The sequence below is a fragment of the Psychrobacter sanguinis genome (genome assembly GCF_020736705.1).
In the GTDB taxonomy this organism is placed as follows: Bacteria; Pseudomonadota; Gammaproteobacteria; order Pseudomonadales; family Moraxellaceae; genus Psychrobacter; species Psychrobacter sanguinis.
Map to the genome: position 1 here is coordinate 2955026 of NZ_CP085990.1, position 14275 is coordinate 2969300.

Below are 14275 nucleotides of genomic sequence, written 5' to 3' on the forward strand. Positions count from 1 at the left end.
ATGTAGTGTTTTGAGTCTATATGATGTCTTGAGTTTATATAATGTTTTAAGGCAAGATTAAACGTTGTGTCGGCACCTCAAACTTTTCACCCCGCCATATAAAGTTTGCAGTAGACTCTTCAAAAGGTTTGTCATCAAACCACAAAAACATCCCTTCCATCATCTTTGGCCAATCATCCCAAGTGATTTGTTTGTGTTGTCGCATTACCCCCAAAAAGGCGGCCAGCAAAGTATCATGGCTAACTGCCAATGATAAGTGCCCAGGCTCTGGCTGAGACTGATATAGTAACGATAGTAAATCTAAGCCACCTTGCTTGGCAGGCTTGGTACTGCTCGACGTATCTTGCAAAAATGTATTGATGAAGTTTAAGGCCCCTATTCTCTTAAACTCCTCATTGGCTTGCTTGGCATCTGTGACCAAACTCCCTGGTTCTACCAATAATGGCTCATGGGAAATGGGCTGTCTAACTCCTGCGCCCTCTTGCATTAACTTTGCAGTATCGACACACCGCCAAATGGGGCTGGCAATACTTTGCGTATCTAAAGAATAAGGAAGATATTCTGCAAGCCAGCGTCCCCATGACTTGGCTAGTACTCGACCTTGTGGGGTTAACGGTAAATCGTAACTGGCAAAACCCTGCCCATTAGAGCGTTCACGCAATGAATGTCTAGTAAATAAAATCAGCCTTTCATTATTATTGGGCAAATGCTTAACCGAATGCATCATACTAGGTGGTAAATGTGCCGGCATTGGGGCACGCAAGCGGGCCGCCTGACCTGTAGTATTGGAAACAGTACCTGCTGTAAGCGGTGCGTCACCAAACTCAGGCTGCATTATTGCCTTGCCTGAAGTGGCAGGCACTATCAGGCTATCAGAGCTTGAATGAGTCTGATTTGTTGGACTGCCTATTGTATTGGCTGCCGTATTATTTGTTTTTTTAGTCATGAGTCAACCGTATCAAACTTCCACCACCTTTGACCAGTGAAATTCTAATTTTGTGCTGCTAATCTCACCGGGATAAGCACGAGGATTGACCACAACTCGCGTCTTGCCTTCGACATAATCAAACGCTTCATGAGTATGCCCATGTAACCAAAACTTAGGCGCCCAAGATTCATGCATCCAAGCGCTCAGGTCTGAGACAAAGGCGGCATTACTGGGTTTATCTGCGTACTGTTCAGACACTGACCGTGGTGTCACACTGTGATGAGTCATCACCACTACGGTCTTTTGTTGACTGTGCGCCTCAATCAAAGCTTGCCTTAGCCAAGCTCGGTGCTGATTATGAATCTCTATCGATATCTCAGGTGAGAATAAGTAATCACCGGCCATAATCTGACGATAATCGCGCATAAAAGACATCACCGACTCTCGGGTATCACTGGTGGCTTGAAACTGATAATCGGTCCAAAGCGTACAGCCTAAAATCCGAATATCACCCACGTCTATCTGCTGACACTGCAAAAACTTTAAGCCACTAAATGAATCCGCATCAAAGGTATCCCATTGACTAAGCTGATTATCAAACGACAGTATGTCTTCAGAAAAATACTCATGATTGCCAGCTATGGTAATTAATGGTTTATTGTTCAACTCAGCTTGCTGCTGTAGCCAGGCCATACCTTTATCGCTATTTGCGGTATCTCCCGCTACTAGTATAACGTCTGCGTCTGTATACGGAATACAGCCTATTAGCTGTTGCCGCTTGGCATAACTATCAATATGAAGATCACTTAATACTTGAAGTTTCATAAGTTTTAACAAAACAATCCGGTTGAAGAAAATTTCAATTAACCATCTTTTGGTTAACGGCTTGTGGGTTAACAGCTATTGGATTAACTGTCCCTACCAATGACTCATAGCCTTGGTAGCACCTGTTATTTTAGTTTCCACTATTTTTACAGCTTACTGCTCTATAGTCTAATGTGATTAGGACTGCTATGTTCAAACAGCGCTACTTTAACGTCTCTAAGATTTGCGTCATTTTCTTGATAGGATTCTCAGCATGAGTGATTGAGCGTCCAATAACCAAATAGTCTGAGCCATTTTGTATGGCTTGGCTTGGGGTACAGATACGCTTCTGATCATCTGCTGAATCTTCTGCCATCCGAATACCGGGAGTGATTAACTGAAAGGATTGACCACAAAGCTGTTTTAGACGACTGGCTTCTTGTGCAGAACATACCACGCCGTCCAGACCCGCCTCTTTGGTCAATAAGGCCAAACGCTCGACCTGTTCACTCACTGGAACGTTAATGCCCAAGCCTTGTAAGCCCTCTTCTGTCATTGAGGTCAATACAGTCACAGCAATAAGTAATGTCTCATGACCAGCATCTAGCAAACGCTTTTTGGACTCTTGCATCGCCACCAATCCAGCACTGGCATGTACATTGACCATCCATACGCCCATGTCCGCAGCTGCCAATACGGCTTGCGCAGTTGTATTTGGAATATCGTGGAATTTTAAATCTAAAAACACCTCAAAGCCGCGGCTATGTAGTTCATGAATGATTTGTGGACCACAACGTGTAAACAGCTCTTTACCTACTTTAACCCGACATAATTTGGGGTCTAATTGATCTGCTAACGTTAACGCTTCCTTGATTGATGCTTTATCAAGTGCAACAACAATGGGAGAATTAGGACGGATTAATTGCTGTTTATGCGGTTGGTTGGTTTGCTGAAGGTCAGTCACATTGTCTCCTAAAAATAAAGGCTTCATTAGTAAGGGTAATGGAATAAGTAAAACAGATGAAAGAAAATAGATTTGGCTCAGTGTTATTGCATTGACGCCATTATATTTTATATATCGGTTATGGTTTATTGGCCTACTGTATTTACTTTATTTTATTAGCCAACAATCGTTTATTAACCGACAGTAGTTCATCAAATAGCTATTTATCGAACAACCGTTCATCGAATAACCGTTCATCAAATAGCTGTTGATCAAATAGTATATAGGAGCGCCCTTAAAAGCGCTAAATTTAAAATTGCTAGATTTAACATTGCTCAAATTCAAAAGGCTACATTAATAGGTCATTAATTTTAGCATCAAGCATAAAAAAACGACCCTAAAGTCGTTTTTCATCTACTGCTAACAGCAACTCATATCACAAGCGTACAAAGGCAATACCCGTACTAAATAAAGTTATCTCACTACCGTTGTGTCGATTGGATCAATATGAGGCTGTGAGTCACCGTATATTGTCTGATCAGCTGGGGTACCTTGAGACAGTCTTTGAATTTCGATATTAGATTGTGCCAACTCTTCTTGCAAACGTCTATTTTCTTTAGACAGTCGGCCAATCTCCCATTTGTTTTGGAAGACTTTGAACAATAGTAATGCCAATAAAATACCAATAAGCACCCCAAGGAAAATAGATAGGATTAACAGTAGTCCTAAACTCATTGCTGGCGCTTGGGTGAATAATAAATTAACGGCAACCTCATTGTTATTAGCCACAACCAAGCCTAATGAGTAGCCAAAAATTAAAAACAATAAGACAAGAATAACAAAGCGCATAGTCACCTCTAAATAATGAAAGTAGAATTAAGGTAAGTATATTTTTATATAAGGTTTTATTAAATATACTAATGAACCAGATTATAACGTTATATTAGTGACTGTCGCTAGCTTTCATTTTGGCTAAAAAACGGTTTTTAACGATTAAAAGCCTTAATAGCCCCTATTCACTGTCTGTATTACAAGTAATAGTTATCAATGGCCCATTTTTTTGATACTATGCGTGTTAATTTATGATAACTATACCCATATAGCTCAATACTTGGGTGCTCACTTATGACAGGGTCGTTAATTGATTGGTCCTTTGTGTCTAATCAAAGGCGTTAAGCCCATGTTATAGTGCCCTATTTGTGAATGTTATATAGCAATTTAAGGATTAAATATGAATTTATTCATCCAAGCAGCTCATGCTGCTCCAGAAGCTGCTGGCGGCACTGCTATGATTATGCAGTGGATTTTCCCATTGGCTATTTTTGCCATCTTTTACTTCTTAGTCATTAGACCTCAGTCTAAGCGTGCTAAAGAGCACCGCAATATGGTCAACTCTTTAAGCGTAGGCAACGAAGTTATTTTTGCTGGTGGCTTAATGGGCAAAATCAAATCAATCGAGGGTGACTACGCCGTTGTTGCTCTAAACGATAGAAATGATGTCATGATCCAGCGTGCTTCTGTAATCTCTGTATTGCCAAATGGTACTATTGACGGTTTGTAATAACTTTATTGCATCCGTTTAATAATCCAAAAACTGAACCTATTAAGAGTTAAAGGCTAGTCTTCATCTTCTTAGGGTTTGGTTTTTGGATTATCTGTTTTAATTAAATTAATTAGAGTGCGCTACCCCATAAAGCCCGTTGTATTGACCCGCTTTATGACACGATAGGGCTATTTTCAGATATCTTAATCGCGAAAGTTAGTATTCAATTTTGCGTAACTGTATTCAACTTTGTTAAGTTCTAAGGTCTTTATTATTGCCATAAATCGCAATAAATAAGGGCTAAAAAGACTTATCATGTCGTTTTATAGGTTCCTATCTATCGAAGATCGTCCATAGCGTAGCGTTCTACTGTTACCTTCCCTCAAGTGAAGAAGCTACTATGCATTACCCTGCCTGGAAATATTTCTTAATAGTCACCGTGCTCATCATCGCTGGGCTTTATGCTCTGCCCAATTTATATCCTGATGAGCCAGCGGTACAAATAACCAGTGCCTCAGCAGGTACCGAGCTTACTGATGATGTACTGACTCAATCGAAAAAACTTCTTGAAGAAGCGGGTATCGCTTATCACGACCCTACCTTCTCAGAAAACAGTGCGCTGTTGCGAGTGGAAGATGGTGCTGCGCAGCGTAAAGCTCAAGAAGTACTACGCCAACAACTTGGTAATGACTATGTTGTGGCTTTAAACCTGGCTCAGACTACCCCTGATTGGTTACGTAGTATCGGTGCTAAGCCACTGAAACTGGGTCTAGACTTACGTGGTGGTGTGCGTTTTGTGCTTGAAGTGGACATGAATAAAGCCCTTGAGCAACGTTTAAAAACCACAAGTAATGATGTACGTAGCAGCTTACGCGGTGAGCGCATACCTGTAAAAGGCATCAATGTTATTGACCAAGGTTTACTGCTTCATTTTAAAGACACTGACTTACGTGATAAAGCACAGCGCATTATCCAACGTGACCAGGGTACGCAATTTGAAATGCAAGCACTAATGGATGATAACGGTCCAGCGCTACGTCTAAACTATAACGAAGCTACCCTAAAAGAAATCAACGAATATGCCGTGGGTCAGAACTTAACCACACTGCGTAATCGTATTTCAGAATTAGGGGTTACTGAAGCGCTGGTTCAGTCTCAAGGTAGTAACCGTATTGTCGTGGAATTACCCGGTGTTCAAGATACCGCTGAAGCTAAGCGTGTTCTAGGTCGTACCGCTAACCTTGAGTTCCGTCTAGTGGCCGATGAGAATGCTAGTTATGCAGGCGGTGTGCCTCCTGCAGGTACTGAAGCTTTCCCTTATATGGCACTTGACGGTCCTCCATCACTTCTGAATCGTCAGCCTATTTTAACGGGTGAAAAAGTTCAGGGCGCTACTTCTGGTTTAGATGAAAATGGTTCTCCTGAAGTAAATATTACCCTTGATACTGCTGGTGGTAAGCTGATGCAAAACGCTACCAAAAATGCAGTGGGCAAACAAATGGCGGTTCTGTTTATTGAAAATAAACAGAAAGTGACTTACGACAAGGATCCAAAAACTGGAGAGACTGTCGAAACTCGTACGCCTTATGCCGAAACTAAGATTATTAGTCAGGCGAACATTCAAGCAGTATTAGGCTCTTCTTTCCGTATTACTGGTTTAAACAGTAATGCAGAAGCTGCCGAATTGGCTTTATTGCTTCGCTCTGGTGCCCTTGCAGCGCCAATGTACTTCGTTGAAGAGCGTACCATTGGTCCTTCATTGGGTCAGAAAAATATTGATGACGGCTTGTTCTCTACCAAGGTAGGTTACTTACTGGTCTTCTTATTTATGATTGTTTTCTACCGTCTGTTTGGGGTAATTGCGAACATTGCTTTGGCCTTTAACTTAGTTATTATGGTGGCCGTACTCTCTATCCTAGGGGCTTCATTAACGTTACCTGGTATTGCCGGTATTGTATTAACAATCGGTATGGCAGTAGATGCCAACGTACTGATTTTCGAGCGGATACGAGAAGAGATTGCCGAAGGTGTGAGACCCAAAACAGCTATTGTGGCTGGTTTTGATCGTGCCTTTAGTAGTATTTTTGATGGTAACATTACCACGTTATTGGTGGCCATCATCCTATTCTCTATTGGTTCTGGCCCAATCAAAGGGTTTGCTGTTACCCTTGCCATTGGTATTTTAAGCTCATTGTTTACCGCCATTGTGGTAACCCGTGCTTTGGTACATCTGGTTTATGGCAATCGTAAATCTGTCGATAAATTGAGCATAGGCTAGGAGAGAATAATGTCTACTAATAATCAGAATGACAATCAAAATACAAACTCAGGAACGCCGCAAAGCTCAACACCTGCTTATGTTGAAGGAGGCCGTCGTCGCAGACGTGGGCCTCGCCGTGATGGCAAAGGCAACAATACCGCTTTAAAAGCACCAAACGAAAAAACAGATCTTGATAATACAGAGTTAATGAACCCTGTAGAGTTAGATTCTGATATTTATGAAGATGAAGCTGCTTTGGCAGAAGGTGGTATTAAGGCAGTAGGTTCTAAGCGAATCATTCCATTTATGAAGCTTGAGAAGCCCATGGCAATTTTCTCAGCTATCATGATATTGGTTAGTATTGCTGCTATATTCATCAATGGTCTTAACTTAGGTCTCGACTTTACCGGTGGTGTTTCTGCCGATGTAAAGTATGAAAAATCTGTTGAACAGGCTGAAGTTATTCAGTCTCTAGAAAAAGCAGGCTTTGAAGATGCGGTTGTACAGTATCTAGGAGGTACGACAGAGCTGTTGGTTCGCCTCCCTCCTCAGTCTGATAACGTTGAAGGCTTGAATGAAAGTTTGGGCAAAGCGTTAGATTTACCCAATAACCATGCCAGTATTAGTAACGTTAATATTATTGGGAGTCAGGTAGGTGGCGAGGTTTATTTAAGCTCAATGCTTGCCATTTTGACCGCACTGGGCATGATGATGCTATATGTGGCAGTCCGCTTCCAGTTTAAGTTGGCGGTAGGCGCATTATTGGCTTTGGTCCATGATGCTGTTGTTACTGTGGGTATCTTCGCCCTATTTCAGTTCCCATTTGACCTAACAGTATTGGCGGCTATCCTAGCCTTAATCGGTTACTCATTAAACGATACCATTGTTGTCTTTGACCGTATTCGTGAGAACTTTAGAAGGGTACGTGATGCCACGCCAAGACAGATTGTTGACTTGTCGTTAACTGAGACATTGCGTCGTACCATTATGACCGTGTCTACTGTATTGGTAGTGGTTTTAGCGATGTTATTCTTAGGAGGTGATGGCTTATTCTGGTTCTCAGTTGCCTTCTTCATCGGTCTAATTGCAGGTACTTATTCTTCTACTTACATCTCAAGTTCAATTCCTTTAGCAATGGGCTTGTCTCGTGACGATTTTGTGGTGAAGATTAAACCTGAATTCCAAGAAGAAGTGGTGACATTTAACGATCCTAAATCTTTTGAAGACTAAGGGTATAAGTTAGTTTTTATTGATGGTTTGTTAAACCAAACACTGCTATATACTTGTGGTAGGATATGAAACAATAAAAAGCACCTTAGGGTGCTTTTTATTGTTTGAGCCTTTTATTTATTTTGAGCCATTTAACGTTATAAAAGTATTGAGTCTATGAGTCATATTAAACCTGCCCCATTAGATTTAAGCTATCGTCATATTATTGCGATTGCTGCCCCTGTTCTAATTGCCAATTTGGCCATGCCCTTGCAAGGCGCTATTGATGTGGGTGTGGTGGGACACTTCCCTCAATCCTATCATTTGGCGGGGCTGGGTATCGCCTCCCAACTGTGGTTGTTGATACTGGTTAGTTTCAACTTTCTGCAGTATGCCTCATCTGGATTAGCGGCACAGGCTTTGGGAAGACAGGCAACAGGGAAAACTCATGCCACCGAGCTTGCTGATATTTTATACCGCTCACTGGGCCTCGCACTGATATTGGCAACAATACTGTGGTTATTTAAACCTCTCATTATAAGTTTAGGCTTGCAGCTATTAGGGGCGCAACCTGCCAGCAGTGAAGCGGCCCATACTTATTTAAGTGTACGCTACTATGGCATCGTTTTTGAGCTGATGAATTACGCTTTCATCGGCTGGTTCGCCGGACAAGGCAAGACCAATCAAATGATGATGGTGCAACTGCTTATCTCTATTATTAACATTATTTTGACACTCACCTTTGTTTATCTCTTTGACATGGGATTACAGGGGGTGGCTCTAGGCACGGTGATTGGATACGCTATCGGCTGCTTGACTGCCATTACTTTAGCCAAAAAGACACTTGCTATTGATTCAAGTGAGGCCACTGAGACTGTCATAAAAAATACTTTTTCAAAGCAAAGACTGTCAGAAATATATGCTTTTGACAAAATGCTCAGTCTTTTTTCTCTTAATAAAGACATTTTTATTCGGACTATTTTATTGACGCTCAGCTTTGCCTGGATTACTCGTTTATCGGCCCAACAAGGCGATTTGGTAATGGCGACCAACGCTGTGTTGCTACAAGTATTAAGTATCTCAGCCTTTGCATTAGATGGTGTCGCCGTGGCCGCTGAGAGCCTATCTGGTCAAGCGGCTGCCCGTCAGTCACGACCGCAGTTTATGACCGCTGTGAAGCGTACAGGGGTGATTACTTTCGTACTGGCATTAAGTCTAACAATTATTTGGGCCTTTGCCCTACCTAGCTTTTTAGCACTTATGACCGATTTACCATCGGTTAATGAACTGGCACTAGATTATCGTTATATCGCTACCTTACTGCCCTTAGTAGGTGCAGGCGCTTACTGGCTAGATGGCATAATGTTTGGCTTAACAGCAGGTGCTAAAATTCGTCAGGTAGCTATTATTGTATCTAGCATATTCTTCCCATTGACATATGTGGTCTATGAATTATATGGTGCACAGTATGCAATGCCCGTTGTTTGGTTTGCTGTTTATTGGTTACTGATATCTCGTTTCATAATCGCCGCTACTGTTCTATGGCGTAATCAACAAAGTCTTATTTATCATAAATAGCCATAAGCAACTTAATAAAAGTATAAAAGTAAGTATAAATATAAAAGTAAATAACACTTCGAATTTTTCTTTTGAATAATTAACTAAAAAGGCTTTTTATGTCAGAACTCTCTGAAAAACTCCCTTTTAAGCCAATACCTACTCTATTGGCCATAGCCATTGGCTTTATTATTTGGTTTGTGATTCCCACCCCTGAGGGTGTGACTGACAACGCTTGGCACTTATTAGCACTATTTGTGGCTACCATCGTGGCAATTATTGGTAAAGCTCTACCTATCGGGGCATTGGCTATTATAGCCATCTCTTTAGTGGCTTTAACCGGTGTCACGGCCGACACCCCAAAGCAGGCCATGCAGGACGCTTTGTCTAGTTTCTCTAGTCCTTTAATCTGGTTAATCGGTATAGCAGTAATGATATCACGTGGCCTAATCAAAACAGGGCTAGGTTCGAGAATTGCTTATTACTTCATTTCAATATTTGGTAAAAAGACGCTAGGCATTGGCTATTCCTTGGCTGCAGCAGAATTAATGATTGCGCCTATTACGCCCTCAAATACTGCCCGAGGTGGCGGTATTATTCACCCTATCATGCGCTCAATCGCCTTAAGCTTTCACTCCACTCCTGAAGAAGGCACACAGAATAAAATAGGTCGTTATTTGGCGATGGTCAACTACCATGCCAACCCTATTACTTCTGGTATGTTTATTACCGCTACTGCCCCTAACCCTTTGGTGGTAGACCTAGTCAATAAGGCAACAGGCAGTCAAATACACCTATCTTGGACTACTTGGGCAGTGGCGATGTTCATTCCAGGGCTGCTTTGTCTTTTAGTTATGCCGTTGGTTATATATTTGGTATATCCGCCAGAAATTAAGCAAACCCCTGATGCTAAAGAGTATGCCACGGATAACCTAGCAAAATTAGGATCAGTAACCAATCATGAAAAAATCATGTTGGCAGTGTTTACTTTAATGTTATTGCTTTGGGCCAACATTCCGGCGTTAATCTTTGGTGATCAATTTAGTGTCGATGCGACTGCGACTGCTTTCTTAGGTCTGTCAGTTTTGCTAATTGCTGGGGTATTAACGTGGGAAGATGTGCTTAAAGAGAAGTCTGCTTGGGACACTATTGTTTGGTTTGGTGCTTTAGTAATGATGGCAGACTTCCTCAATAAATTGGGACTGATTTCTTGGTTCTCGTCTAGTATTGAAAACGCCATTGGGTTAACTGGCGTAGGTTGGGTTGGCGCTGTTGTCATCCTGACACTGGTATATTTGTATATGCATTATTTATTTGCCAGTACTACCGCCCACATTACTGCTATGTTTGCTGCTTTTTATGCGGTAGGTTTGACCTTGGGTGCACCACCTATGTTATATGCCTTAATCCTAGCAGCCGCAGGCAATATTATGATGACTTTAACCCATTACGCCACAGGGACTGCGCCTGTTATCTTCAACTCAGGCTATACCACGTTGCGTGAATGGTGGACTATTGGGGCTATTATGAGTGTGGTTAACCTTGTTATTTGGATTGGCTCTGGGTTAATCTGGTGGAAAGTACTGGGTTACTACTAAACCTACTGATTACCCTAATTGCCCTTATTATTATGAATGTTGGGCAACGTTATAACCTCAAAAATAAAAAAGTCGATAACTTTAATCCGTTATCGACTTTTTTTTAGGTTTGGCACCATGTTCTGATCTCGGAAAATAACGAAACCTTATTTAACTGCCATACATTCAATTTCAACTTTCGCCCCCATTGCGAGATCTGCCACACCAAATGCCGAACGTACCGGATAAGGTTTGCTTAGTTTGGCCTTATAACCTTCGTTAAACGCTTCAAAATCCTTCATATCGGTTAGCATTACCATACATTTGACCAAATCTGATGATTGATAACCATAGCTCATCAATGTCTTATTGATATTGTCCAAAGCCTGTTCGGTCTCTTTTCGTACCCCACCTTCTACTAATTTGCCGTCTTTAAGACCTAGCTCACCTGAAATATATAAAGTATTACCTGCCCTTACGGCTTTAGAGAAAGGCAGTTGTCCCTCAGTGCTATAAAAGATAGGTGTGGTTTTAGACTGGGTAGCAACACTCTTAACCGGTGTGGTATCAACTGTATTATCTTGATCGCTACTATATTGAGCACTTTGAACACTTTCATGTTGCTCAGCCTGTGCTATAGTCATAGCCCTTAAAAACAGTCACACAGCCAAAGAAAATAGAAGAATAACGTATCGATACAATCTATTCCCCAATCTTGACGCTTTTTCTTAACCCAAGCCCAAGTTTGCTCAATAGGGTTTAAGTCAGGACTATAAGGCGGTAACCATAGAATAGTGTGTCCTGAATCTTCAATGGTTTTTTGAATATCAAGGCCCTTATGGAAAGTTGCATTATCCATAACGATCACACTATTAAGGGGAAGTTGTGGTAATAACAGTTGCTGAGCCCAGCTATGGAATACATCACTATTAACACTACAGTCGTAAAGACCTACTGCGAATAACTGATTATTGTAAATAGCACCTATAGCATTGGTTTGGTTTTTTAGTTGCCAGTTATGCTCGCCAAAGCACTTCTCACCTTTTTTGGCATAGCCGTAAGGTCTGTAATCATGTGCCTTGAAGCCACTTTCATCTAAGTAAACGACAGGACGGTTATCTTTTTCATACCAGGCTAACTGCTCAGCGAATAACTGACGTTTTTCTTCATCTGATTTAGGATGATGCAGTGTCTTTTTTTTGAGTAATACCAAGTCGCTTCAGTGCACGACTGATGCTTCTTTGGCTACAGTTAAGACGTCTTGCTCGTTCTATTTGATAAGCATCTGGATAAAGCTCAACATCTGCTTTAAGACTATCGCTATCCACCTTGTAAACAGTATAGACGTAAGCTTTACGCTCAATGTTCTTTTTCCAACGCTGAATTGTCGTTGTACTGATTTGATATTCTTCGGCAAGCTCTCGATAACTGTAACCTTCGTCAAGCTTGTCTAATATCATTTGTCTGTAGTCTTTTGAATATGCCATCTTATCAGTGTATCTTATTTATGGGGCTATGACTATATAGAAGCGCTTAGCAAACCCAAACCTAAAATCATAGAAGGTACAATTGTTTGCAGTATTGGCAGTTTCATAATATCTCCTGATAACTAGCTTATTAAAGCAATAAACACATTTCGTGCCAAAGCTTTCCAAGTTTTCTTATCTTCAAAAAAAAGGCAGGTCATGAGCCATTACTGCTCACAACCTGCCTTCATAGTACCAATAATAACCTTTGGGCTCTCTGTTAAAGTGTATAAGATACTTTAAGCCGTTAAAGCGGTATTATTGAGCCCTATTAATTCTCTTGAACGCCAGTCATATCCACGGGGGTGTCGGGCGTACTACCGATAACTTCAACGCCACCGGCTTTGGCTTTATCATTGCGCTGTTCTTGTAAGTAATTTAAGTACTCTTCAGTGATAGTACCTGTAATGTACTTACCATCAAATACCGCACAGTCGAAACCTTCCACTTTACTGTGCTTGGTATCTTGAACCGCATCAATTAAATCATCTAAGTCTTGGAAAATCAGACGATCAGCACCGATAATTTGACGTACTTCTTCTACAGTATGTCCAGCAGCAATTAACTCATGGCGGACTGGCATATCAATACCATACACGTTAGGGTATTTCACTGGTGGCGCTGCGCTAGCAAAAAATACTTTATTGGCCCCAGCATCTCGTGCCATTTGGATAATCTCATGGCAGGTTGTACCACGTACAATTGAGTCATCAACCAACAGTACATTTTTATTTTTGAACTCTAAAGGTACCGCGTTTAGTTTTTGACGTACTGATTTTTTACGCTGCTGTTGACCTGGCATAATAAAAGTACGGCCGATATAACGGTTCTTCATAAAGCCTTCGCGGTACTTAACATTTAAGTTAAGCGCCAATTCCATCGCTGAGGTTCTTGACGTATCAGGAATAGGAATAACCACATCGATGCCATGATCCTCACCCCATTCATTGCGAATCTTCTGTGCCAACTTCTCACCCATACGTAAACGGGCTTTATAGACAGAGATGTTGTCCATGATAGAGTCTGGACGGGCAAAATAAACGTACTCAAACATACAAGGCGTATATTCTTTAGGCGGTGTGCATTGACGGGTGTGAAGCTGATTATTTAAATCAACAAAAATAGCTTCACCAGGTTTAACGTCACGCACCACTTTAAAGCCAGAGCCAGTTAATGCTACAGATTCTGACGCTACCATATATTCAGTGCGACCATCTGCTGACAAACGCTCGCCATAAATTAAAGGACGAATGCCGTTTGGATCTCTAAAAGCAATAAGGCCTTGACCTGTAATTAAGGCAACGACTGCATAAGCGCCCTCAATGCGGTTATACATTGAGCTAATAGCATCAAAAATATCTTCAGGCGTGGGTTGAGTCTTACGTAATGCTTGAATTTCGTGCGCTAACACGTTCAATAACACTTCAGAATCCGAGTTAGTATTTAGATGACGTAAGTCATCTTGATACAGCTCTTTAGCCAATTTTTCAGCATTGGTTAAATTACCATTATGCGCAAGAGTGATACCATAAGGAGAGTTCACATAAAATGGCTGCGCTTCTGCACTACTTGAGGTGCCAGCGGTTGGGTATCTCACATGCCCCACACCAAACTCCCCTACTAGTCGCATCATATGACGTGTCATAAACACATCACGCACCATGCCATTGTCTTTACGCAAGAAGAAGCGCCCATCTTTCATAGTCACGATACCAGCGGCATCTTGACCACGGTGTTGAAGCACAGTTAATGCGTCATACAACACTTGGTTGACTGGTTCATGTGCTGCAACACCTACAACTCCACACATACTCTATCCTTTTAAAATAGTCTTTACTGGTTGAAAGATTCATTTAGTAGTGGCTAAATTACACTTATTCGCTGAATAATCAGCTTTTTACTTACCAACCTTTCAGCCGTTGTCTCAA

General features: G+C 41.4%; 13 protein-coding genes. 5 read left to right on the forward strand and 8 right to left on the reverse strand.

Annotated features, from left to right (window positions below; genetic code table 11):
• Positions 1 to 46: 46 nt before the first annotated feature.
• From LK453_RS12430 to LK453_RS12445, 4 genes are all read right to left on the reverse strand, one after another.
• Positions 47 to 751, reverse strand: coding sequence for a histidine phosphatase family protein (locus LK453_RS12430; protein WP_201530122.1), 705 nt, complete (start codon positions 749 to 751; stop codon positions 47 to 49).
• A gap of 207 nt (positions 752 to 958) precedes the next feature.
• Positions 959 to 1753 carry a metallophosphoesterase gene (locus tag LK453_RS12435; protein ID WP_201541654.1) on the reverse strand — a complete coding sequence of 265 codons (795 nt, stop codon included), beginning with the start codon at positions 1751 to 1753 and terminating at the stop codon, positions 959 to 961.
• 202 nt (positions 1754 to 1955) lie between these two features.
• A complete protein-coding gene (gene pyrF, locus LK453_RS12440; RefSeq protein WP_265335042.1) occupies positions 1956 to 2723 on the reverse strand; it encodes an orotidine-5'-phosphate decarboxylase in 768 nt (255 codons plus the stop codon).
• 426 nt (positions 2724 to 3149) lie between these two features.
• Positions 3150 to 3524 carry a lipopolysaccharide assembly protein LapA domain-containing protein gene (locus LK453_RS12445; protein ID WP_201530101.1) on the reverse strand — a complete coding sequence of 125 codons (375 nt, stop codon included), beginning with the start codon at positions 3522 to 3524 and terminating at the stop codon, positions 3150 to 3152.
• A 382-nt stretch (positions 3525 to 3906) separates the two neighbouring features.
• Here LK453_RS12445 and yajC point away from each other — a divergent pair, with 382 nt between their 5' ends.
• From yajC to LK453_RS12470, 5 genes are all read left to right on the forward strand, one after another.
• Complete coding sequence (gene yajC / locus LK453_RS12450) at positions 3907 to 4236, forward strand: preprotein translocase subunit YajC (protein ID WP_007393748.1); 330 nt, start codon at positions 3907 to 3909, stop codon at positions 4234 to 4236.
• Between the two features lie 382 nt (positions 4237 to 4618).
• Entirely contained in the window at positions 4619 to 6496 is a 1878-nt protein-coding gene (gene secD, locus LK453_RS12455) for a protein translocase subunit SecD (RefSeq protein ID WP_201537970.1), read from the forward strand.
• A gap of 9 nt (positions 6497 to 6505) precedes the next feature.
• Positions 6506 to 7708 (forward strand): protein translocase subunit SecF, encoded by a 1203-nt coding sequence (gene secF, locus LK453_RS12460; RefSeq protein WP_201537972.1) that lies wholly within the window; start codon positions 6506 to 6508, stop codon positions 7706 to 7708.
• Between the two features lie 156 nt (positions 7709 to 7864).
• Positions 7865 to 9265, forward strand: a complete 1401-nt coding sequence (locus tag LK453_RS12465; protein ID WP_201530097.1) for an MATE family efflux transporter — start codon at positions 7865 to 7867, stop codon at positions 9263 to 9265.
• Positions 9266 to 9363: 98 nt separating this feature from the next.
• Positions 9364 to 10842 (forward strand): anion permease, encoded by a 1479-nt coding sequence (locus LK453_RS12470; RefSeq protein ID WP_007393752.1) that lies wholly within the window; start codon positions 9364 to 9366, stop codon positions 10840 to 10842.
• A 146-nt stretch (positions 10843 to 10988) separates the two neighbouring features.
• Here the strand turns inward: LK453_RS12470 and LK453_RS12475 are convergent, their stop codons facing one another.
• The 4 genes from LK453_RS12475 to purF all read right to left on the reverse strand — a co-directional run bounded on the left by LK453_RS12475 (position 10989) and on the right by purF (position 14157).
• Positions 10989 to 11465 (reverse strand): RidA family protein, encoded by a 477-nt coding sequence (locus LK453_RS12475; RefSeq protein WP_201537974.1) that lies wholly within the window; start codon positions 11463 to 11465, stop codon positions 10989 to 10991.
• Positions 11466 to 11470: 5 nt separating this feature from the next.
• A complete protein-coding gene (locus tag LK453_RS12480; protein WP_007396008.1) occupies positions 11471 to 12034 on the reverse strand; it encodes an IS630 family transposase in 564 nt (187 codons plus the stop codon).
• Positions 11997 to 12308, reverse strand: coding sequence for an IS630 transposase-related protein (locus LK453_RS12485; RefSeq protein ID WP_201538173.1), 312 nt, complete (start codon positions 12306 to 12308; stop codon positions 11997 to 11999). Before LK453_RS12485 ends, LK453_RS12480 begins: the two co-directional genes overlap by 38 nt.
• Before the next feature lie 310 nt (positions 12309 to 12618).
• Positions 12619 to 14157, reverse strand: a complete 1539-nt coding sequence (gene purF / locus LK453_RS12490) for an amidophosphoribosyltransferase (protein ID WP_007393754.1) — start codon at positions 14155 to 14157, stop codon at positions 12619 to 12621.
• Positions 14158 to 14275: the final 118 nt, after the last annotated feature.